We start from the raw sequence: 21,828 nt of genomic DNA, 5'->3' as shown, positions 1-21,828 counted from the left end.
ACTCACTTGCCGATGCAGAAGCTGCCGAAGATATGGCCGAGGAGGGCGTCGGCGGTGACGCGCCCGGTGATCTCGCCCAGGGCGTCGTGGCCGGCGCGCAGGGATTCGGCGGCCAGCTCGAGGGCATCGTGGGCGAGTTCGCGCGAAGCGGCGTCGACGTGCGCGGCGGCGCGGACCAGGGCATCGACGTGACGGGCGCGTGCGGTGAAGGTGCCTTCAACCGCGTCGGCGGCTTCCGCGCCGGACAGGGTGCGCAGGCGGGCGTGCAGGGTGTCGAGGCCGGCGCCGGTGTGCGCGGAGACGAAGACGGGATCGGTGCCGGCCGGCGCTTGCGGGGGCGAGGCAAGCAGGTCGGTCTTGTTGTGGATCCACAAACGCTGCGGCACGTCGGCGATTGCGTCGGCGACGGCGGCGCGGCCTGTGTCCGGGTCGCGCGCATCGAGCACGACGATCGCCAGGTCCGCGCGGCGCAGTTCGTTGCGTGCGCGACGCATGCCTTCCTGTTCGATCGCATCGCCGCCTTCGCGCAGGCCTGCGGTGTCGACGAGCGTGAGTTCGGCGCCATCCAGGCGCACCGTCTCGTGGAGCAGGTCGCGCGTGGTGCCGGCGATGTCGGTGACGATCGCGCGTTCGCTTCCGGCGAGAGCGTTGAGCAGCGAACTCTTGCCCGCGTTGGGCGGACCGACGATGACGGCGTGCAGGCCATCGCGCAGCTTGCGGCCACGTTCGGCGTCGGCGATGAGGCGCGTGAGCGCGGTGGTCGCGTGCGCCAAGCCTTCGCGCAATTGCGCGCCGCCGAGCGTGTCGATGGGTTCGTCGGCGAAGTCGATCGCCGCTTCGACATGGATCCGCAGGTGCAGCAGTTCGGTGGCAATCTCTTCGACGCGTTCGGAGAACACACCATCGAGGGCGCGACGCGCGGCGCGGGCCGCGCGCGCGTCGCCGGCGGCGATCAGGTCCGCGACGGCCTCGGCTTGCGCGAGATCGAGCTTGCCGTTGAGGTACGCGCGTTCGCTGAACTCGCCGGGCCGCGCCTGGCGCGCACCGCGTGCGATGCATTCGAAGACGATGCGTTGCAGCACGACGGGACTGCCGTGCGCCTGCAGTTCCACCACGTGCTCGCCGGTGAAGCTCGCCGGCGCGGCGAAGTAGAGCGCGATGCCATCGTCGAGGGTTTCGTCGTTGGCGCGCATGCGCACGTAATGCGCGTGCCGCGGCACGAGTGCGCAATCGCAGAGCGCTTCGGCGATCGCGCGGCTGCGCGGACCCGACAACCGCACCACCCCGACGCCACCGGCACCGGGCGCGGTGGCGATGGCGACGATGGTGTCGGCGTCGGCGTCGGCCACTACTTCGTCAGGTGCTCGTAGCGGCGCAGCATGGACCACTGCTGCAACAGGCCGAGCGCGCCGTTGGTGACCCAGTACAGCACCAGGCCCGCGGGGAAGAAGAGCATCGTCACGCCGACCACGAGCGGCATCAGCTGCATCATCTTCTGCTGCGTGGGATCCATTCCCGTCATCGGCGTCAGGCGCTGCGTGGTCCACATGATGGCGACGTTGAGGACCGGCAGGATGAAGAACGGATCCGGCGCGGAGAGATTGGTGATCCAGCCGATCCACGGCGCGTGGCGCAGTTCGACCGATTCGGACAGCATCCAGTAGAGCGCGAGGAAGATCGGCATCTGCACGAAGATCGGCAGGCAGCCCGCGGCGGGATTCACCTTTTCCTTCTTGTACAGCTCCATCGTGGCGAGCTGCAGCTTCTGGCGATCGTCGCCGTAGCGTTCCTTCAGCTGCTGCATGCGCGGCGCAAGCTTGCGCATCTTCGCCATCGACTGGAACTGCTTGGCGGCGATGGGATAGAGCAGCAGGCGGATCAGCAACACCAGGCCGATGATCGACCAGCCCCAGTTGCCGACGACCGCATGGATCTTCGTCAGCACCCAGAACAGCCAGCCGGCGAGCGTGGCCATGGTGGTGAAACGGCTGAAGTCGACCGCGCGCGTCAGGCCGGGGACATGCTGCGTGTCGATCGCGCTCTGGAGCTTCGGACCCACCCACAGGCGCGCGGAGGTTTCGGCGCGTTGGCCGGGCGCAACGTCGACACCGGGGCCGAAGGAGCGCACGACGAAATTGTTGACGCCGTTTTCCGGCGACGTGGTGAGCGAGAACTTCGAGGTGTCCTTCTCGTTCGGGATCCACGCGGTGAAGAAGTAGTGCTGCAGCAGCGCGATCCAGCCGCCGGTGACGTCCTTTTCGAGCGGACCATCACCGACGAAGTCGGCGTACTTGCGACGCTCGTACTGGTCCTGCGGGCTGTACCAGGCGGCGCCGTGGAAGGCGAGTGCTTCGGGATTCGTGTAGCCCGACTTCTGCGGAGGCGGATTGCGGATCAGCTGGCGATACACGTAGCCCTGCCAGGGCGCCGTGCCGTTGTTGATCACTTCATCGCGCACTTCCAGCGCGTAGCTGCCGCGCGCGAGCGTGAACGTGCGACGGATCGTCACGCCGTTCGGGCCGGTCCACGTGAAAGGCACGCTGACCGACGGCGCGCCCTGCGCCATCGTGAAATCGCGCGCGTTGCCTTCCGGCATGAAGCCCGAGGTGTGGTTCGGCGCGGGACCGTTGTTGCTGACCCAACCGCTTTGCGCTTCGAAGTAATGCGCGGGCGAGGGATCGAAGAGCTTGATGTTGCCGGCCTCGCCGGACTTCGCATCCACCGGGTAGCGCAGCAGCTCGGCGCTGCGCACGCTGCCGCCGTCGAGCGTGAGGCGCAGGACGTCGCTGGTGACGGTGACGAGTTCGCCCGTGCGTGCGGCGTTGGAAGTCGCCGACGTCGCCGGTGCGGCGGGCACCATGGCGTTGGCAGGTGCATTCGCAGGTGCCGTCGGAATGGCGGCGTTGCCGGGGATCGCGTTACCGGTGGTCGCGGCCGCGGCCGCGACCGGCGCGGGCGCGTTCGCGGCGTCCTTCTCCTTGTTCCACTCCATGTAGAGGAGCGTGGCCACCATGAGCCAGGCAAAAAGGAGGAAAACGCGGGTCTGGTTCATTCGGGGGGCTCGGGCGAGAGTCGTTGCGGCGCGGCGTTTCGAAAAACGCAGCGCGCGAAAGTTCAAGGGGATGGGGGCAAAGCGCCCGGCGGACAAGCGGCGGGCATTGTGCCGCCGGCCTGTGCGGGCGGCAACGCGCCGGCGCGTCGCAACAATGACGAAAACGCCGCGCGCAGGGCGGCGGCATCACAAGTGCGGGCAGCGGGGCGGGCCACCAGGACGTAGTCGCCCGCGGGCAGCGTCATGCGGAGCTGGCGGAACTCGGCTCGCAGGATGCGCTTGATGCGATTGCGGCCGACGGCATGCGGATCGACCTTGCGCGAAACGGCAAGGCCCAGGCGCGCAGGTGCGTCGCTGCGCAGCCAGTGCAGGCTCAGGAGGGGATCTGCGTTGCGTCGACCGTCGCCGAAGACGCGGTCGTAGTCGGCCCGGGTGCGGACGCGTGCGCTGCGCGGCAGGCCGGCGTCCACGGGGCGTGTCTCGTCGGCCACTACGGGCCGTCGGGTCAGACAGTCAGACGACGGCGGCCCTTGGCACGACGACGTGCGAGGACCTTGCGGCCGTCGGCGGTCTTCATGCGGGCACGGAAACCGTGGTCGCGCTTGCGCTTCAAGTTGCTGGGCTGGTAGGTGCGCTTGGTGGCCATGGTGCTGCTCGCTGCGGTTGTGCGGCGGAAAAGACGCGGGAGTTTAGGGGGGCTTGGCGAGTCGGTCAACCCGCGATACGTGTGAAAGGATCGGTGGTAGTCTGCCTCGCCCCTACTTATCCACAGCGCGGCTCCCGTCGCGCCGATGGACTGTCGACGAGATCTGCTGCTCCATGGAAGCCTGGCCGCGTTGCCTCGAACGCCTTGAAGCCGAATTGCCGGCCGAGGACGTCCACACCTGGCTCAAGCCCCTGCAGGCTCGCCTGCGCGACGACGGCATCGTGTTGTACGCACCCAACGCATTCGTGATGGAAGAGGTGCGAGAGCGCTATCTCCCCCGCATCCGCGAATTGCTCGTGCATTTCACAGGCGCGTCGGAAGTCAGCCTGGAGATCGGCGCGCTGCGGCGCGAACCGGCCGCGGCACCGACGCCAGCGCCCACGCCCGCACGGCCGCCAATGGGTGAATCCTTCCAGGGCAACCTGGACACGCATTACACGTTCGACAACTTCGTCGAAGGACGCAGCAACCAGTTGGGTCGCGCGGCTGCATGGCAGGCGGCGCTGAAGCCCGGCGACCGCTCGCACAATCCGCTGCTGCTCTACGGCGGCACCGGCTTGGGCAAGACGCACCTGATGTTCGCGGCCGGTAACGCCATGCGCGCGAACAACCCGAATTTCCGCGTGATGTACCTGCGCAGCGAACAGTTCTTCAGCGCGATGATGAAAGCGCTGCAGGACAAGACCATGGATGCGTTCAAGCGGCAATTCCAGCAAGTGGACGCGCTGCTGATCGACGACATCCAGTTCTTCGCCGGCAAGGACCGCACGCAGGAAGAGTTCTTCCACACCTTCAATGCGCTGTTCGACGGCAAGCAGCAGATCATCCTGACCTGCGATCGCTATCCGCGCGAAGTGGAGGGCCTGGAGCCGCGGTTGAAATCGCGCCTGGCCTGGGGCTTGTCGGTCGCGATCGAACCGCCGGATTTCGAGACGCGCGCGCAGATCGTGCTCTCGAAGGCGCGCGAGCGCGGGGCGAGCCTGCCGGAGGACGTGGCGTTCCTGATCGCGAAGAAGATGCGCTCGAACGTGCGCGACCTGGAAGGTGCGCTCAACACGCTTTCGGCGCGCGCCAACTTCACCGGACGCGCGATCACCGCGGAGTTCGCGCAGGAGACGCTGCGCGACCTGTTGCGCGCGCAGCAGCAAGCGATCGGCATCCCCAACATCCAGAAGACCGTGGCAGACTACTACGGCCTGCAGGTCAAGGATTTGCTGTCGAAAAGGCGGACGCGTTCGCTGGCTCGCCCGCGCCAGGTTGCCATGGCGCTGGCCAAGGAGCTCACCGAACACAGCCTGCCCGAGATCGGCGATGCATTCGCCGGTCGCGACCACACGACCGTCCTGCATGGCTGTCGCCAGATCAAGGGGCTGATGGAGACCGACGGCAAGTTGCGGGAGGACTGGGACAAGCTCATCCGCAAACTCAGTGAATGAGTGCGGGGAAAGCTGTGGATAAGGCAGGTGCGCCCCAGGGGCCCCGAACGTTATCCACAACTTTTCCCGACCGTGGGAGCCAGGATATACACGCCTTGCTCACGTCGATAAACGCTTCAAGATCAAGCAGTTGCGGTAGTTCCACCCAGATTTTCGCGACACCAAGCACCACCATTCTTTTGATTTATCCATCCTTTCAGAGCTTGGACCCGGGGAACCAGACCGCATGCGTTTCAGCCTGCAACGCGAAGTCTTCCTGAAGCCGTTGGCGCAAGTCGTCAATGTCGTCGAACGCCGACAGACCCTTCCGGTCCTGGCCAACCTGCTGGTGCAGGTACGCCAGGGTCAGCTCTCGCTGACGGGCACGGATCTCGAAGTCGAGATGGTGGCCCGGCAAGCGGTCGATGACGCGCAGGACGGGGAGACGACGATCCCGGCGCGCAAGCTGTTCGAAATCGTTCGTGCGTTGCCGGACGGCAGCAAGGTCACGGTGTCGCAGTCGGGCGACAAGATCACGGTCCAGGCCGGTCGCAGTCGTTTCACGCTGGCCAGCCTGCCGGCGAACGACTTCCCGTCGGTCGACGAGGTCGAAGCCACCGAACGCGTGCGCGTGCCGGAGGCGGGCCTGAAGGAACTGATCGAACGCACGGCGTTCGCGATGGCCCAACAGGACGTGCGCTACTACCTCAATGGCCTGCTCTTCGACCTGCGCGACAAGGCGCTGCGCTGCGTGGCCACCGATGGCCATCGCCTGGCGCTGTGCGAGTCGCCGCTCGATGGCGGCGCGCAGTCGAAGCGCCAGATCATCGTGCCGCGCAAGGGCGTGACCGAGCTGCAGCGCCTGCTGGAAGGCGGCGATCGCGAGCTGGAGCTCGAAGTCGGCCGCAGCCACATCCGCGTCAAGCGCGACGATGTCACCTTCACCAGCAAGCTGATCGACGGCCGCTTCCCGGATTACGAAGCCGTGATCCCGATCGGTGCGGATCGCGAGGTCAAGGTCGATCGCGAGGTGCTGCGTGCGGCGCTTCAGCGCGCGGCGATCCTCTCGAACGAGAAGTACCGCGGCGTCCGCATCGAAGTCTCGCCGGGCCAGCTGCGCATCAACGCGCACAACCCGGAGCAGGAAGAGGCGCAGGAAGAGATCGAAGCCGAAACCCGGGTCGATGGCCTGGCGATCGGCTTCAACGTGAACTACCTGCTCGACGCCCTGTCCGCCCTGCGCGACGAGTACATCGTCCTGCAGCTGCGCGACGCCAACTCTTCGGCCCTCGTCCGCGAGGCCAGCAGCGAAAAGTGCCGCCACGTGGTAATGCCGCTCCGCCTGTGATCGACGTGTTCCACGTGGAACGGACGATCCGAACGCCCGGCCCCGCCCGGGCGTTCTGCTTTGGGGCGGCCGTATGCACGTAACCCGGCTCGAAGTCGCGGGGCTCCGGCGATTCGACCGTCTCGCTTTGGCGCCGGGCCCCGCCCTTAATCTGCTGACGGGCGACAACGGCGCGGGCAAAACCTCCGTGCTCGAAGCCCTGCACCTGATGGCCTACGGGCGCAGTTTCCGGGGGCGCGTGCGGGACGGGCTCATCCGGCAGGGCGATCAGGCCGTGGAGCTGTTCGTCGGCTGGCAGGAGGCCGGTGGGCGGGAGCGTCGCGCGGGCCTGCGCCACACCGGCCAGGATTGGGAAGGTCGGCTGGACGGCGCCAATGTGGCCCATCTTGGCGAGCTCTGCGCTGCGCTTGCCGTCGTCACCTTTGAACCCGGCAGCCATGCCTTAGTGACGGGGCCGGCCGAGAACCGCCGCCGGCTGCTCGACTGGGGCCTGTTCCACGTGGAACCGGACTTCCTTCGCGTGTGGCGGCGCTACGCCCGGGCCCTAAAGCAGCGCAATGCCTTGCTCAAGTCGGGTGGCCGCCCCTCGGAACTCGACGTCTGGGAGCACGAACTGGCCGACAGCGGGGAATCCATCACCCGCAGCCGGGAGGCCTACATCGCGCAGTGGCAGGGAATCTTTGCGTCCGAGGCCACCGGCCTTGCCCCCGCGATCGGCGCCAACAGCCTGGATCTTCAGCCAGGCTGGAAGCGCGAAGAGCTCGCGCTGGCCGACGCACTGCTGCTGAGCCGACCACGCGACCTCATGGCCGGCTTCACCAGCGTCGGGCCGCATCGGGCCGACGTCCGCATCGGCTGGAGCGGGCTTCCCGGGCGGGAAGCGCTCTCTCGCGGCCAAGCCAAGCTCACCGCGCTGGCGCTGCTGCTTTCCCAGGCGCGGCTCCACGCCGAGCTCGCGGGGGATTGGCCGGTCATCGCGCTCGACGACCTGGCGTCAGAACTGGATCGGCACCACCAGGCGCGGGTCGTCGAAGGTCTCGCGGCAACGGGCGCGCAGGTCTTCGTCACCGGCACGGACGCCCCCGCGGCCCTGGACGCATTCGCCGACCGACTCGTCCGATTCCGCATCGAACAGGGCCGGCTCGCGCCTGAAGACAGATAGCGTCCATGTCTGCGTACGCGGCGCTGCATGGCCATCGTTTGGTAGACTGCACGCATCCATAGCTAATGTGTCACGACGCGCCCCGGGCGCGTCGCGGGAGCCCCTAGCCGCATGTCGCAGCAAGAACACGTCGCGGGCGAATCGCCCACCGTCCAGAACAGCAACTACGACTCAAGCAAGATCACCGTCCTGCGCGGCCTCGAGGCCGTTCGCAAGCGTCCCGGCATGTACATCGGTGACGTGCACGACGGCACCGGCTTGCACCACATGGTGTTCGAAGTCGTCGACAACTCGATCGACGAAGCGCTCGCCGGCCATGCAAGCGAAGTCAACGTCACGCTGCACGAAGACGGTTCGGTTTCGGTCAGCGACAACGGGCGCGGCATTCCCGTCGACATCCACAAGGAAGAGGGCATTTCCGCAGCGGAAGTGATCCTCACCGTGCTGCACGCAGGCGGCAAGTTCGACGACAACAGCTACAAAGTGTCCGGCGGTCTGCACGGCGTGGGCGTGTCCGTGGTGAACGCGCTGTCCGAGCATCTGTGGCTCGACATCTGGCGCGACGGGCACCACTACCAACAGGAATACTCGCTCGGCGAATCGCTGTATCCGCTGAAGCAACTCGACGCGTCGAACAAGCGCGGCACGTTGCTGCGTTTCAAGCCGGCGAAGGCGATCTTCACCGACGTCGAATTCCACTACGACATCCTGGCCAAGCGCCTGCGTGAGTTGTCCTTCCTCAACTCCGGCGTGCGCATCACGCTCACCGACCTGCGCATCAAGGAAGACGGCAGCGAAGGCAAGCGCGATGTCTTCGAATACGAAGGCGGCATCCGCTCCTTCGTCGAGCACCTGGCGCAACTCAAGACGCCGCTGCACCCGAATGTCATCTCGGTGTCGGGCGAAATGAACGGCATCACCGTCGACGTCGCGCTGCAGTGGACCGACGCGTACCAGGAAACGATGTTCTGCTTTACCAACAACATTCCGCAGAAGGATGGCGGCACGCACCTGATCGGCTTCCGCGCGGCGCTGACGCGCACGCTGTCGAATTACATCGAGCAGAACGGCATCGCCAAGCAGGCGAAGATCACGCTGTCCGGCGACGACATGCGCGAAGGCATGATCGCCGTGCTGTCGGTCAAGGTGCCGGACCCGAGCTTCTCGTCGCAGACGAAGGAGAAGCTGGTCTCGTCCGAGGTTCGCCCGGTCGTTGAGAGCACGTTCGGTGCACGTTTGGAGGAGTTCCTGCAAGAACACCCCAACGAGGCCCGTGCCATCGCCTCCAAGATCGTCGACGCCGCGCGTGCCCGCGAAGCCGCCCGCAAGGCGCGCGACCTCACCCGCCGCAAGGGTGCGCTCGACATCGCCGGCCTCCCCGGCAAGCTCGCCGACTGCCAGGAAAAGGATCCGGCGTTGTCCGAACTCTTCATCGTCGAGGGTGACTCGGCAGGTGGTTCGGCGAAGCAGGGTCGCAACCGCAAGACGCAGGCGATCCTCCCGCTCAAGGGCAAGATCCTCAACGTGGAACGCGCGCGCTTCGACCGCATGCTCGGCAGCGCGGAAGTCGGCACGCTGATCACCGCGCTCGGCACCGGCATCGGCAAGGACGAATACAACCCGGACAAGCTGCGCTACCACCGCATCATCCTGATGACCGACGCGGACGTGGACGGCTCGCACATCCGCACGCTGCTGCTCACGTTCTTCTACCGCCAGATGCCCGAGCTCATCGAGCGCGGCCACATCTACATCGGCCTGCCGCCGCTGTACAAGGTGAAGCAGGGCAAAAACGAGCTGTACCTGAAGGACGACGCGGCGCTCGACGCCTACCTGGCGAACAACGCCGTCGAAGGCGCGACGCTGATCCCCGCCGACGGCGAACTGCCGATCGAAAGCGCCAACCTCGAGAAACTCCTCCTCGCCTACGCATCGGCGAAGGATGCGATCGCGCGCAACGCACACCGCTACGATCCGGCGCTGCTCGAAGGCCTGCTCGATGCCGCGCCGCTCGACGTAGCGCAGCTCGCGCATCCCGAAGCGCTGCGCGCGCAGTTCGATGCGATCGAAAAGCGCCTCAACCAGGGCGGCCTCGGCCGTCCGCGTTACCGCATCGAAACGCACGCCGCCACCGAATCGCGCCCCGCTGCCCTCGTCGTGCACCGCGCGCACATGGGCGAAGACCTCGTGCAGGTGCTGCCTGTCGCCGCGTTCGAATCCGGCGAGCTGCGCACGGTGCGCGAAGCCGCAACGCTCCTGCACGGCCTGGTGCGCGAAGGCGCGCAGATCGTGCGCGGCAATCGCGCGCAAGCGATCACGCGCTTCGCCGATGCGCATGCATGGCTGATGGAAGAAGCGAAGAAGGGTCGCCAGATCCAGCGCTTCAAGGGCCTGGGCGAAATGAATCCCGAGCAGCTGTGGGAAACCACGGTCAATCCGGAGACGCGTCGCCTGCTGCAGGTGCGCATCGAAGACGCCGTCGCCGCCGACCAGATCTTCTCGACGCTGATGGGCGACGTGGTCGAACCGCGCCGCGAGTTCATCGAAGACAACGCACTCAAGGTCGCCAACCTCGACGTGTGACCGCGGCGCGCTGCACGCGCGCATCGCATACATGACCGGCCGGACAACGGCCGGTCCGGGCAGCCGGCCGTTTGACGCCGAATTCAGGGACCCTGTCCTATGACGACAACGAACCTGAATTCGGATTCCCCATGCCGCACGCCCTGAAGACTGCCTCGCTCGCCCTCGCGATCTCCGCCATCGTGGCCGCCTGTGCCACCACCACCTCGCCGACCGGTCGCACCCAGGTCGTCGGCGGCGTGTCGCAGGAGGAACTCAACCAGCTCGGCACGCAGGCCTTCAACGAAGTGAAGGCGCAAAAGCGCCCGACCAGCGATGCGCGCCAACAGCGCGAAGCCCAGTGCATCGTCGCCGCGATCACGCAACAGCTCCCGCCGAACTGGCAGGGCGGTTGGGAAACGGTGGTCTTCCAGGACGACGAGCCGAACGCGTTCGCACTGCCTGGCGGCAAGGTCGGCGTGTACACCGGCATCTTTCGCGTCGCGAAGAACCAGGACCAGCTGGCGGGCGTGATCTCGCACGAAATCGGCCACGTCATTTCGCGCCACCACGAGGAACGCATCACGCGGCAGATGGGCGCGCAGGGCGCCGTGCAAGTGCTGGGCGCTTTGTTAGGTTCGCGTTATGGCTCAGGCATCGGCGACGTCGCGATGCAGGGTGGCAGCGTGCTGGCGCAGACGGGCTTCCTCCTCCCGGGCTCGCGACAGCAGGAGAGCGAGGCCGACGTCGTAGGCCAGCAACTGATGGCGCAGGCCGGCTTCGACCCGCGCGGCGCCGTCGACCTGTGGACGAACATGATCGCCGCAAGCAACAGCAGCAGCCGGCCGCCCCAGTGGCTCTCCACGCACCCCAACCCCGAAGCCCGCATCCGCGAGCTCCAGCAGCGCGCGGCCTCGCTCGTCCCTGTGTACGAACAGGCCCGTGCTGCCGGCCGGCGCCCCAAGTGCGGGTGAACCAGCCATCAACCCGATTTGTTGCACCCATGCAATTTCTTACTTGCTTTCTGCTAGCGTGACCGCCCCCCGGCCCCGCGCCCCCCACCCGCAGCCCAGCCTGCCGAAGAGGATTCCGATGAACGCTTTCTCCCACATCCGTCCGCTGACCATTGCGGTCTGCGCTGCCCTCTCCCTTGCGATCGCCGCGCCCGTGTTCGCGCAGCAACAGGCGGGCTCGACGTCGATGCGCGAGCAGCGCGCCAAGCGCATGAAGGAACTCGGCAAGGGCACGGACACCGCCAAGGCGGAAACCCAGGAACAGCAGCTCTTCCCGAACGCCACGCGCGTGTCGCCGGAAGCGAAGGCGAAGGGCGACAACCTCAAGGCGCTGCAGGCACTGCAGGCCGACTACGACGCGCAGAAGTACGCCGACGTGGTCACCAAGGCCGAAGCGCTCGCCGGCAAGAGCGACTCCAACCCGTACGAGAAGTCCTTCTCCTACCAGCTCGCCGCGGCGTCGGAGTCTTCGCTCAACGACGAAGCCAAGTCCGCCGACTACTTCCAGAAGGCGATCGACGCCAACGGCCTGGAAAACAACAGCCACTACCAGGTCATGTACAACCTGGCCGTCGTGCAATACAACCTCAAGCAGTACGACAAGTCGCTCGCCACGCTCGACCGCTTCCTCGGCGAAACCAAGGTCGACAAGCCGGATGCGCAGGCATTGCGCGCGAACCTGCTCGCCAACCTCGGCCGCAGCGATGAAGCGGTGAAGATGTACGAAGCGCAGCTCGCGAAGAACCCGAACGACAAGAAGGCGCTGATGAACGCCGTGGCGACCTACCAGGAAGCCAAGCAGGACGACAAGGCGAACGCGCTGCTCGAAGACGCGTACAAGAAGGGCATGCTCACCGAGCCGAAGGAATTGCGTGCGCTCTACGTCGGCTACATGAACGCCGAAAAGTACAAGGACGCGCAGCGCGTGATGGAGGACGGCGAAGCCAAGGGCATCCTCAAGCCGGGCCCGGAACTCGCCACCGACTACATGATCCTCGGCCAGAACGCCTACTTCACGGGCAGTGACAGCGACGCCATTACCTTCTACAAAAAGGCCGCGCCGATGGCATCCGACGGCGAGGCCTACCTCAACCTTGCCAAGATCCTGCGCGACCAGGGCAAGACGTCCGAGGCCAAGGCCGCGGCTCAGCAGGCCTTGGACAAGGGTGTCAAGAAGCCGGCAGAGGCAAAAGAAATCCTCTCGAATCGATAATTGAGATACATCACATCCCGCGGAATCGGCATTGGTGTACGCCCGCGGGATTGGTATATGCTTGGAAATTCCCGCGGCCGCTTCGTTTCCGGCGGCCTGCATTGCAAATCCGACGCGTAAAAGGCGTCGGGCCCTACCCCCCGAGCCTTGCGCATGACGGATAACTTGCCGCACCCCGACAGGCACGAACGCCAGCCGCTCAACTGGCCGCGCATCGTCGGCATTTCCTTCGTGATCGCCCTGCATGTCGCGGCGCTGATGCTGCTGCTCATGCCGGTCGCGCCCCCGGGTGCCCAGGCGGAAGAAGAAGAAGTGACCCTCGTCAACTTCATCAAGCCGCCGCCGCCGCCCCCGCCGCCGCCGCCGCCGCCGCCGGAACCGCCGAAGCAGATCGTGCTGAAGCCGCAGACGGTGCCGAAGCCCAGCCCCCTCCCGCCGCCGCCGGAAGAACCGCCGGTTGTCTTCGACGAACCGTCCCCGGTCGACGTCCAGGCTCCGCCGCCGGCTCCGCCGGCTCCGCCGGCCGCGCCGACGGGTCCCACACGCGATTCGAGCGACCTGCGTGCCAGCATCTGCAACATGCCTTCGCTGACGCCGCTGCAGAGCGCGATCTCGCGTGCCCGCATCGCCGGCATGATGAAGCTGTCGCTGACGTACCAGGCCGACGGCACCGTCACCGACGTGGGCGTGGCGCAGAGCAGCCGCGATCGCAACGTCGACCGCGCCGCCCAGCAGTGGGCCCGCCGCATCAAGCTGTGCCCCGGGCAGCCGGGTTCGGGCATCTTGCCGCTCGACCTGAAGCAATCGGGTTAATCGTTACAACGCAACTCCCTTTATCGATTTTTGTTTTTCCCTAGTAATTCCATTCTTTCCAGACAGAAGGTAAGCGTCATGCTGCAGGAAACCACCAACGCCGTTGCTGCGACCGGAAGCAACGCCGACGCGCTCAAGCAAATGGGCGTCGACCACCTGGCGCGCGAGATGCTCGCCAATCCTGGCGACTACGTCGTCCAGCTGGTCGTGGCCACCACCCTCGTGATCATGTCCGCGATGTCGTGGTACTGGATCGTGATCAACCTCATCAAGAACGTTCGCATCCGCGGCAGCGCCGATCGCGTCGTCTCCACGTTCTGGGAAACCCCGAACGCGCAGGACGCCATCCGCTTCATGGAAGAGCAGAACAAGAGCGAGCCGTTCTCCAAGATCGCGCTCGACGCCGCGCAGGCTGCCGCGCACCACCAGCGCCATGAAGGTTCGCGCCTGGTCGAGTCGCTCAACCGCTCGGAGTTCGTGGACCGCGCGCTGCGCCAGGGCGTGACCCGCGAATCCTCGCGCCTCGAGAACGGCCTGACCGTGCTCGCCACCGTCGGTTCGACCGCGCCGTTCGTCGGCCTGCTCGGCACCGTGTGGGGCATCTACGGCGCGCTGATCAAGATCGGTGCTTCGGGCCAGGCCTCCATCGACGCCGTCGCCGGCCCGGTGGGTGAAGCGCTGATCATGACCGCCGTCGGTCTGTTCGTCGCCATCCCGGCCGTGCTTGCGTACAACTTCTTCGTGCGCCTGAACCGCGTCACGAACAGCAAGTTCGACACCTTCGCGCACGACCTGCACGACTTCTTCGCCACCGGCGCCCGCGTCGGCGAAGTTCCGGTCAAGCGCTAAGTCAGTCGCAACTAGACGGAGACCCCCATGGCCTTCAGTAGTGGCAACGAGAGCGGCGGCCCGATGGCCGAGATCAACGTGACGCCCCTCGTGGACGTGATGCTGGTGCTGCTGATCATCTTCATGATCACGGCGCCGCTGATGTCGCATAAGGTCAAGGTCGAGTTGCCGAAGGCGACGCTCAACAAGATCGAAGACAAGCCGGTCGTGATCCAGCCGATCACGATCACGGTGACCGAGCAGGGCAACCTGTACTGGAACGATCAGCCCATCACGAAGGACCAGATCGAGAGCCGTCTCTCGGTCGAAGCCCAACGTACCCCGCAGCCGGCCATCAACGTGCGCGGAGACCGGACGACCAAGTATCGCGTCGTCCAGGAAGTGGTGCAGGTCGCCCAGAACCAGGGCATGCGCAAAGTCGGCTTCGTGGCCGAGAAAGAACGGCCCTGAGGCCTAGGAGAACAGAACCATGGCATTCAGTTCCGGTGGTGGTGGTGGCCCGATGGCCGACATCAACGTCACGCCGCTCGTCGACGTGATGCTGGTGCTCCTGATCATCTTCATGGTCACCGCGCCCACGCTCTCCTATCCGATCGACATCGATCTGCCGCAGAAGTCGCTCAACCCGCCGCCGCAGGTGAAGGAACCGCCGCCGCCGATCTCCCTGCGCATCGACGCAGGCGGCCAGGTGTACTGGAACGAAGCGGCGCAGCCTCTCTCGGCGCTCGAAAACCTGATGGAAGTCGAGGTCAATCGCGACCCGCAGAACCAGCCGCAGCTGGAAATCGACACCGATCCGAACGCCGATTACGGCGTGCTTGCCAAGGTCCTCGCTTCGGCGAAGAACGCCGGCATGATCAAGATCGGCTTCGTCCAGAAGCAGGGCTGACGCAACACAAGCAGCACACGCTTACCAAAACTGTTTTGACGCCGCCTCCGGGCGGCGTTTTTTTTGCTCAGGCGTGAGCGATCACTTCGAGATAGCGTCGCACCGTCGCGTCGATCCCGCGATACAGCGCTTCTCCGATCAGCCCATGGCCGATGGAGACTTCGAGCACGCGCGGCACGCCGTGCAGGAACGTGCCCAGGTTGGCTTCGCTCAGATCGTGGCCCGCATTGACATCCAGGCCGACTGCCTGCGCGCGACGTGCTGTCTCCGCGCACAAGGCCATCGCCGCCGCCGCATCGCCTTGCGCGAATGCCGCCGCGAACGGCCCCGTATACAACTCGATGCGTTGCGCCCCCACTTCCGCAGCACGCTCGACATCGGGACACCCCGCGTCGACGAACAAACTCACGCGACATCCCAGCGCGCGCAACTCCGCAATGCGATCGCGCAGCATCCCGAGATCGCCGGAGAAATCGAACCCGTGGTCCGACGTGATCTGCCCGTCGGAATCCGGCACGAGCGTCGCTTGCGCAGGCCGCGCTTGCGCGCACAACGCCGCAAACCCCGGATATCCCGCACGCGGCGGCGCAAAAGGATTGCCTTCGAGATTGAACTCGACGCCGCGCGATTGCGTCAGCACCGCGAGCGCGTACACATCCTCGGCGCGAATGTGGCGCGCGTCGGGCCGCGGATGCACGGTGATGCCGTGTGCGCCCGCATCCAGGCACGTCGCCGCGGCCTGCACGACATCGGGCTCCGCGCCGCCGCGCGAATTGCGCAGCACCGCGATCTTGTTGACGTTGACGCTGAGCGCGGTGGCCATCAGCGGGCTCGCGCGCGCCGCATCACGGCTGCGACTGCGGCGGCTCGCCCTGCGAGGCGGCGGCGACCTTGCGCGCTTCGGCCTGCTCGCGCAGGCGGCGCAGTTCGACCGGATCGATCATCGCGCTCTCGTCGCGGCTGCGCGCACCGGCGCGCTGCGAATACAGGCCGAGCACCCACATCAGGATGAGCACCAGCGCCGCGATGAGGCAGAACACCATCAAGGCCACCGACGTGGTCTTCATCGCCACCGCGAGCGCGCCGATTCCCAGTACCAGCATCAGCCAATGCATGTGTCCATTCCCGAAAGGCCCTGTGCGCCGGAGTTTAGCGCCGTCAGAGCAGGGGCGACACCAACCGGGCCAGGGCTTCCGGCAACCGGACCCGCCACAGGGGGCGCGCGCGATCGTCGCGCACGCGCGGGGAATGGGCGAGGTCGAGCTCGATGGTGCGTTCCAGTTCCCCCGCCACGCGCGCGTCGTGGAACAACAGCGACACCTCGAAGTTCAGCCGGAAGCTGCGATGGTCGAAGTTCGCGCTGCCGATGACGGCCAGGTGCTCGTCGATCAGCAGTGTCTTGCTGTGCAGCAGCCGTGGCCCGTACTCGTAGACCCGCACGCCCGCCGCAAGCAGGTCGTCGAAATACGAACGCGCCGCATAGGTGACCACCACCGAATCGCTGCGCTTGGGCACCAGCAGCCGCACGTCGAGGCCCGCCAGCGCCGCCGAGGTGAGCGCCATCATCGCCGCCTCGCCGGGCACGAAGTAGGGCGTGGTCAGCCACACGCGACGCTGCGCCAGGTGGATCGCCGTGACGTGGAGGCGATGGATGGCCTCCCAATTCGAATCGGGCCCCGAACTCACCACCTGCACCGCGAACGTCCCCGGCGGCTGCGGTTCCGGCGGCGGCGGCAGCACCGGGGACTGTCCGGTCGCATACGCCCAGTCCTCGACGAACACGACCTGCAGCGACCGCGCGATGTCGCCATCCAGCCGGAGATGCAGGTCGCGATACGCATCCGGGCGCAGGCGCTCGTCTTCCTCGTCCGTGACGTTGATGCCGCCGGTATAGGCGATGCGCCCGTCGATCACCACGATCTTGCGATGCGTGCGCAGGTTGAGCCACGGACGCCGCCAGATGCGCCCGAAGCGCATCGGATGGAACCACGCTACTTCGCCACCGGCGTCCGCCAGCGGCGCGAAGAAGCGGCGCGGCGTCTTGCCCGAGCCCACCGCATCCACCAGCAGTCGAACGCGGACGCCCGCGCGCGCGCGTTCGATCAGCGCATCGCGCACCGCCGTGCCCGTGCGATCGGCCAGGAAGATGTAGTACTCCATGTCGATCGACGTGTGCGCGGCCGCGATGTCGTCGAGCAGTGCCACGTACTTCGCGCCGCCATCCACCAGCATGCGCACGTCGCGCGCGGTCGACGGCGGCAGGCCGGACGTCGCGAGCCCCAATTGCGACAACTCGCGCTCGATGACGTCCTGCGTGTCCGATGCCGCCAGCCGCGCCGCCTTACTGCGCGCACGCCGGATCCGATGCCGCTGGATGCGCTGCGGCCCGAGGTAGTGGTAGACGATGAAACCGACGTAGGGCAGCAGCGCCAGACCGAACAACCAGCTCAGCGTCGCGACCGGTTCGCGCTTCTGCAGCACGATCCACCCGCCCAGCCCGATCAGGTACGCCGCCCAACCGAGCGTGAGGTACAACCCGATGTTCGGGATGTCGAGCAGCGCGTGCCAGGCGTCGATCAGCGTCTGGAGCATGAGGGTTTCGGGGGCCGTCGCGCGTCGTGCGACGCCGCCGAGCGTACCCTAGCGGCGTGGACGACGCGCGCAAGGCAACTTCACCGATCAAGGGCCGCGGAGCGGCTTCGCGGGTGGCAGGGCGGTTCGAGAAGACCGTGCGCCATGGCGAGGACGACGGCTGGGGGTCGGTTTACGACACCGCCCTGGACGAAGGCGCCGCCCCCTCGCGCAATCCCGACACGCAGGTCACCGAAGAACGCGCGCGCTCCATCATCTCGCGCAACCAGTCGCCGGACGTCGGCTTCAACGCCTCCATCAATCCCTATCGCGGTTGCGAGCACGGCTGCGTGTACTGCTTCGCGCGTCCGTCGCACGCCTACCTGGACCTCTCGCCCGGCCTGGACTTCGAATCGCGCCTGTTCGCCAAGACCAACGCGGTTGAGCGACTGCGCGAGGAACTGGCCAAGCCGGGATATGTCCCCGACACCATCGCCCTGGGCATCAACACCGATGCCTACCAGCCCATCGAGCGCGACTACCGCATCACGCGCGGCGTGCTCGAGGTGTTGGCCGAAACGCAGCATCCGGTGAGCTTCGTCACCAAGGGCGGCATGATCGAACGCGACGTGGACCTGCTGGCACGGATGGCGAAGGAGCATCTGGTCACCGTGCACTTCTCGGTCACCACGCTCGACAACCGACTCGCGTCGAAGATGGAGCCGCGTGCGACCGCGCCGCACGGCAAACTGCGCGCCATGCGCACGCTCGCCGATGCCGGCGTTCCCGTCGGCGTGCTGGTCGCGCCGGTGATCCCGATGATCACCGACCACGAACTCGAACACATCCTCGAGGCCGCGAAGGAGCACGGCGCGCAATCGGCCGGTTACGTCCTGCTGCGCCTGCCGCACGAGTTGAAGGAACTCTGGCGCGAGTGGCTGCAGTTGCATTACCCCGACCGCGCCGCGCACGTCATGAGCCTGATCCAGCAGATGCGCGGCGGGAAGGATTACGACAGCCGATTCGGCAAGCGCATGCGGGGTGAAGGCCCGTTCGCGCAGTTGATCCAGCAACGCTTCCGCAAGGCGCATGCACGGCTCGGATTCGGCCGCTTGCCGCCGCTCGACGCAAGCCGCTTCACGCCACCGCGCAAACCCTCGCCCCAGGCGGAATTGTTCTAGGCCCGCGATCCCCGCCTGCATTCCGCGGACGCGTCGACGCCCCGGCTACCGCCGGTTGCGTACACTCACGCCGTGGCCAACACCGATCCCCCCCAGGTCGCGCAACTGCAGGCGCGCATCGCCGCGCTCGAGGCCGAGCTGGCGGCCGTGCGCCGCACGCAATCGGTCTTCGCGCTGGGCCTGGCGCACGACATGCGCACGCCGCTGCGCGCGGTGGAAAGCTTTTCCTACCTGCTCGAACAACGCAGCGACGCGCTCGATGACCAAGCGCGGGACCACCTGCACCGCATCCGCGAAGCCAGTGCGCGCATGACGCGGCTGCTTTCGCGCATGCAGTCGTGGATGCACGTGGGCACGGCGCCGATGGCGCACGGCGAGGTGGATCTGTCCTACCTGGCCGATTGGTGCGCCGGTGAGTTGCGCGACGCAGCGCCGGACCGCGAAGCCACGATCGACATCGCACCCGCCCTGCACGTGCACGGCGACGAGCGCCTGCTGAAGACCGCGTTGCAGGAATTGCTGCACAACGCCTGGACCTATGCGCGCCCGGGTGCGCCGATCTCGATCCACGTGGACGGCGATCGCACGCCCGATGGCCTGCACCTGCGCATCCGCGACGACGGCATCGGCTTCGATGCCGCGCATGCCACCAAACTCGGTGAACCCTTCCAGCGCCTGCATTCGAGCGACTATCCCGACGGATGCGGCCTCGGCCTGGCCATCGCACGCGCCGTCGCCGAGCGCCATGGCGGGCGCCTGCGCCTGGTGAGCACCGCGGGGCAGGGCACGGTCGCGCATCTGTTCCTTCCGGCGCATCCTTTGCCGGAGTCGGCCCTGGAAGCGTCATGAGCCTCGCCCCCGTCCTGCTGATCGAAGACAACCTCGACGACGTCGAGCTCACGCGGCTCGCCTTCGTGGAAGCAGGCATCACCCATCCGCTGGTCGTCGCCAATGACGGCGCCATTGCCCTCGACTGGCTGCACGGCCGCGGCGTGCACGCAGGGCGCGATGCGACGCAGTTACCCGCCCTCGTGCTGCTCGATCTCAACCTGCCCAAGCTCGACGGCCGCGAAGTCATGCAGGCGATCCGCGCCGATCCCGCGACGCGCCACCTGCCCGTGGTCGCACTGAGCAGCAGCGGAGAACCCTTCGACATCGACACGAGCTTCGCGTCGGGCGTGGACAGCTACCTGCAGAAGCCCGTCGACTTCGAACGCTTCATCGAAGAAATGAAACGCCTGCGGGCGCAGTGGCTCGACGGCCGGCGCGGCGATCAGGCCTGATACAACGCTTCGGCGCGCTGGAACAGGATCCAGCCCGTCGCGATGAACTTGTCCCCGCCGCGCGGGCGATTGCCGCGATGCGTGTGCGTGAACGCGGTCGGTGCGATCAGCAGGTCGCCGGTGCGCGGCACGACGATGCGTTGCTGGAAGAAGAACTCGGTCTCGCCTTCCTGGAATCCGTCGTTGAGATAGATCGTCCACAACAGGTGGCGGTGCAGCGTTTCGCAGCGCGCGTCGCGCGGATACAGCTCGCAGTGCCAATACGGATAGCCGCCGCTGTCGGCGCGGTACCACTGCAGGTTGGTCGGGCCGGGGCGAAAGCACGCACTGGCGAGCGTGCCGAGTGCGGCGTCGTCCGTGCCCGCGATGTTGTCCGCGGTCAGGCGCTGCTGCGTGCCGTCGGGCGCGGCGTACTGCAGCATCAGCGGTGCGATGAGCGCCTGCGGATAACGTCGAAGGTAGGCCAGCAGGCCCGCGAACACGGCATTGTTGATGCGGCGATCGATGTCTTCCCAACCGGCGTGGCCGGTGATCGACAGATCGCGGCTGTCCTTCAGTTCCGGGAACACGCCACCGCCGACGCGTCCCGGTTGCAGCTCGTTACTGTCGCGCATGCGCGCGATGATGGCCGCGCAGACCTCGGCGTCCAGCGCGCCATGCACGACTTCGATGAAGTCGCGCGACGCGCCGTTCACCGACGCCTCGCTCATGCGACCGCAGGCTTCGATTTCGCGTCGTGCGCGAGGTGGTATTCCGTCGCCACCGCCACTTCCTCGCGCGAACCGAGGAAGACCGGCACGCGCTGGTGCAGCTGCGTCGGCGCGATGTCCATCATGCGCATGCGGCCGTTGGACGAAGCGCCACCGGCCTGCTCGATCAGCAGGCTCATCGGGTTGGCTTCGTACATCAGGCGCAGCTTGCCGACCTTGGTCGGGTCCTTCTTGTCCCACGGATAGATGAAGATGCCGCCGCGCGTGAGGATGCGGTGCACATCGGCCACCATGCTCGCGATCCAGCGCATGTTGAAATTCTTGCCGCGCGGGCCGGTCTCGCCGGCGAGCAGGTCGCGCACGTAGTCCTGCATCGGCGCTTCCCAGTGGCGCTGGTTCGACATGTTGATCGCGAATTCCTTCGTCGCCGCCGGCACGCGCATGTCGCGCTGGGTGAGCATGAAGGAGCCCATCTCGCGATCGAGCGTGAAGGCGTGCGTGCCGTTGCCGATCGTCAGCACGAGCATCGTGCTCGGGCCATAGATGCAGTAACCGGCGGAGAGCTGCGCGGTGCCGGGCTGCAGAAAGTCTTCGTCGGTCGCCTGCGTCACGCCCTCGGGGCAGCGCAGCACGGAGAAGATGGTGCCCACCGACACGTTGACGTCGATGTTGCTGCTGCCGTCGAGCGGATCGAACAACAACAGGTAGTTGCCGCGCGGATACACGTCGGGGATCGGATGGCAGTGGTCCATCTCTTCCGACGCGCAGGCCGCCAGGTGGCCGCCCCAGGCGTTGGCTTCGAGCAGCACGTCGTTGGCGATGACGTCGAGCTTCTTCTGCGCCTCGCCCTGGATGTTGCCGCTGCCGGCATCGCCGAGCACACCCCCCAACGCGCCCTTGCCCACGGCGACGGAAATCGTCTTGCACGCGCGCGCGACCACTTCGATCAGCAGGCGCAGGTCGGCCTGGATGCGGCCTTCCCGTTCTTCTTCGATGAGGTAGCGGGTGAGGGAAATCGATTGCATGGGACGGCGGGTCTCGGGCGCTGGCAGGACGCCCAT

22 protein-coding genes are annotated in these 21,828 nt (G+C 66.6%); 13 read left to right on the top strand and 9 right to left on the bottom strand.

All coding sequences use genetic code 11. From position 1 onward, the window contains the following. Positions 1 to 2: 2 nt before the first annotated feature. The 4 genes from mnmE to rpmH all read right to left on the bottom strand — a co-directional run bounded on the left by mnmE (position 3) and on the right by rpmH (position 3,698). Positions 3 to 1,349, bottom strand: coding sequence for a tRNA uridine-5-carboxymethylaminomethyl(34) synthesis GTPase MnmE (gene mnmE / locus LVB87_RS04570; protein WP_232899731.1), 1,347 nt, complete (start codon positions 1,347 to 1,349; stop codon positions 3 to 5). Beyond that, positions 1,349 to 3,052, bottom strand: coding sequence for a membrane protein insertase YidC (gene yidC, locus LVB87_RS04565; RefSeq protein WP_232899730.1), 1,704 nt, complete (start codon positions 3,050 to 3,052; stop codon positions 1,349 to 1,351). Before yidC ends, mnmE begins: the two co-directional genes overlap by 1 nt. A gap of 62 nt (positions 3,053 to 3,114) precedes the next feature. Then, positions 3,115 to 3,522, bottom strand: a complete 408-nt coding sequence (gene rnpA / locus LVB87_RS04560) for a ribonuclease P protein component (RefSeq protein WP_232899729.1) — start codon at positions 3,520 to 3,522, stop codon at positions 3,115 to 3,117. A gap of 35 nt (positions 3,523 to 3,557) precedes the next feature. Beyond that, entirely contained in the window at positions 3,558 to 3,698 is a 141-nt protein-coding gene (gene rpmH, locus LVB87_RS04555; protein ID WP_156640208.1) for a 50S ribosomal protein L34, read from the bottom strand. 173 nt (positions 3,699 to 3,871) lie between these two features. Here rpmH and dnaA point away from each other — a divergent pair, with 173 nt between their 5' ends. The 10 genes from dnaA to LVB87_RS04505 all read left to right on the top strand — a co-directional run bounded on the left by dnaA (position 3,872) and on the right by LVB87_RS04505 (position 15,022). Next, a complete protein-coding gene (gene dnaA, locus LVB87_RS04550; protein ID WP_232899728.1) occupies positions 3,872 to 5,194 on the top strand; it encodes a chromosomal replication initiator protein DnaA in 1,323 nt (440 codons plus the stop codon). 226 nt (positions 5,195 to 5,420) lie between these two features. Next, positions 5,421 to 6,521 (top strand): DNA polymerase III subunit beta, encoded by a 1,101-nt coding sequence (dnaN, locus tag LVB87_RS04545; protein ID WP_232899727.1) that lies wholly within the window; start codon positions 5,421 to 5,423, stop codon positions 6,519 to 6,521. 73 nt (positions 6,522 to 6,594) lie between these two features. Then, positions 6,595 to 7,683 carry a DNA replication/repair protein RecF gene (gene recF, locus LVB87_RS04540; RefSeq protein WP_232899726.1) on the top strand — a complete coding sequence of 363 codons (1,089 nt, stop codon included), beginning with the start codon at positions 6,595 to 6,597 and terminating at the stop codon, positions 7,681 to 7,683. 111 nt (positions 7,684 to 7,794) lie between these two features. After that, a complete protein-coding gene (gene gyrB / locus LVB87_RS04535; protein ID WP_232899725.1) occupies positions 7,795 to 10,266 on the top strand; it encodes a DNA topoisomerase (ATP-hydrolyzing) subunit B in 2,472 nt (823 codons plus the stop codon). A gap of 131 nt (positions 10,267 to 10,397) precedes the next feature. Beyond that, complete coding sequence (locus LVB87_RS04530) at positions 10,398 to 11,219, top strand: M48 family metallopeptidase (protein ID WP_232899724.1); 822 nt, start codon at positions 10,398 to 10,400, stop codon at positions 11,217 to 11,219. 118 nt (positions 11,220 to 11,337) lie between these two features. Continuing rightward, positions 11,338 to 12,471: a tetratricopeptide repeat protein gene (locus tag LVB87_RS04525; RefSeq protein ID WP_232899723.1), complete on the top strand. Its 1,134-nt coding sequence runs from the start codon at positions 11,338 to 11,340 to the stop codon at positions 12,469 to 12,471. 153 nt (positions 12,472 to 12,624) lie between these two features. Beyond that, positions 12,625 to 13,284: an energy transducer TonB gene (locus LVB87_RS04520; RefSeq protein ID WP_232899722.1), complete on the top strand. Its 660-nt coding sequence runs from the start codon at positions 12,625 to 12,627 to the stop codon at positions 13,282 to 13,284. Positions 13,285 to 13,362: 78 nt separating this feature from the next. Then, complete coding sequence (locus LVB87_RS04515) at positions 13,363 to 14,133, top strand: MotA/TolQ/ExbB proton channel family protein (RefSeq protein ID WP_232899721.1); 771 nt, start codon at positions 13,363 to 13,365, stop codon at positions 14,131 to 14,133. Positions 14,134 to 14,160: 27 nt separating this feature from the next. Further along, positions 14,161 to 14,583, top strand: a complete 423-nt coding sequence (locus LVB87_RS04510; protein ID WP_232899720.1) for a biopolymer transporter ExbD — start codon at positions 14,161 to 14,163, stop codon at positions 14,581 to 14,583. A 19-nt stretch (positions 14,584 to 14,602) separates the two neighbouring features. Continuing rightward, positions 14,603 to 15,022, top strand: coding sequence for a biopolymer transporter ExbD (locus LVB87_RS04505; protein ID WP_232899719.1), 420 nt, complete (start codon positions 14,603 to 14,605; stop codon positions 15,020 to 15,022). Between the two features lie 67 nt (positions 15,023 to 15,089). Here LVB87_RS04505 and LVB87_RS04500 read toward each other — a convergent pair whose 3' ends face one another. The 3 genes from LVB87_RS04500 to cls are packed head-to-tail and all read right to left on the bottom strand — an operon-like array spanning position 15,090 to position 17,614. Beyond that, the gene (locus LVB87_RS04500) at positions 15,090 to 15,845 is read right to left on the bottom strand and encodes a pyridoxine 5'-phosphate synthase (protein WP_232899718.1); all 756 of its coding nucleotides are present in this window, start codon (positions 15,843 to 15,845) and stop codon (positions 15,090 to 15,092) included. 22 nt (positions 15,846 to 15,867) lie between these two features. Next, a complete protein-coding gene (locus LVB87_RS04495; RefSeq protein ID WP_232899717.1) occupies positions 15,868 to 16,137 on the bottom strand; it encodes a hypothetical protein in 270 nt (89 codons plus the stop codon). Between the two features lie 43 nt (positions 16,138 to 16,180). Next, positions 16,181 to 17,614, bottom strand: a complete 1,434-nt coding sequence (gene cls / locus LVB87_RS04490) for a cardiolipin synthase (protein WP_232899716.1) — start codon at positions 17,612 to 17,614, stop codon at positions 16,181 to 16,183. Between the two features lie 56 nt (positions 17,615 to 17,670). Between cls and LVB87_RS04485 the strand changes: the two genes are divergently transcribed. The 3 genes from LVB87_RS04485 to LVB87_RS04475 all read left to right on the top strand — a co-directional run bounded on the left by LVB87_RS04485 (position 17,671) and on the right by LVB87_RS04475 (position 20,057). Continuing rightward, positions 17,671 to 18,774, top strand: coding sequence for a PA0069 family radical SAM protein (locus LVB87_RS04485; protein WP_232899715.1), 1,104 nt, complete (start codon positions 17,671 to 17,673; stop codon positions 18,772 to 18,774). A gap of 72 nt (positions 18,775 to 18,846) precedes the next feature. Then, positions 18,847 to 19,623 (top strand): ATP-binding protein, encoded by a 777-nt coding sequence (locus tag LVB87_RS04480; protein WP_232899714.1) that lies wholly within the window; start codon positions 18,847 to 18,849, stop codon positions 19,621 to 19,623. Next, positions 19,620 to 20,057 (top strand): response regulator, encoded by a 438-nt coding sequence (locus LVB87_RS04475; RefSeq protein ID WP_232899713.1) that lies wholly within the window; start codon positions 19,620 to 19,622, stop codon positions 20,055 to 20,057. Before LVB87_RS04480 ends, LVB87_RS04475 begins: the two co-directional genes overlap by 4 nt. Here LVB87_RS04475 and LVB87_RS04470 read toward each other — a convergent pair. After that, positions 20,048 to 20,767, bottom strand: coding sequence for a 2OG-Fe(II) oxygenase (locus tag LVB87_RS04470; RefSeq protein WP_232899712.1), 720 nt, complete (start codon positions 20,765 to 20,767; stop codon positions 20,048 to 20,050). The genes LVB87_RS04475 and LVB87_RS04470 overlap by 10 nt on opposite strands. After that, entirely contained in the window at positions 20,764 to 21,792 is a 1,029-nt protein-coding gene (locus tag LVB87_RS04465; protein ID WP_232899711.1) for a class 1 fructose-bisphosphatase, read from the bottom strand. The genes LVB87_RS04470 and LVB87_RS04465 overlap by 4 nt, the downstream gene beginning before the upstream one ends. Positions 21,793 to 21,828 lie beyond the last annotated feature (36 nt).

The organism is Lysobacter sp. KIS68-7 (genome assembly GCF_021284745.1).
Lineage (GTDB): Bacteria > Pseudomonadota > Gammaproteobacteria > Xanthomonadales > Xanthomonadaceae > Noviluteimonas.
The sequence above is the reverse complement of the archived record's forward strand: the minus strand, read 5'-3'. Positions and strand labels throughout refer to the sequence as shown.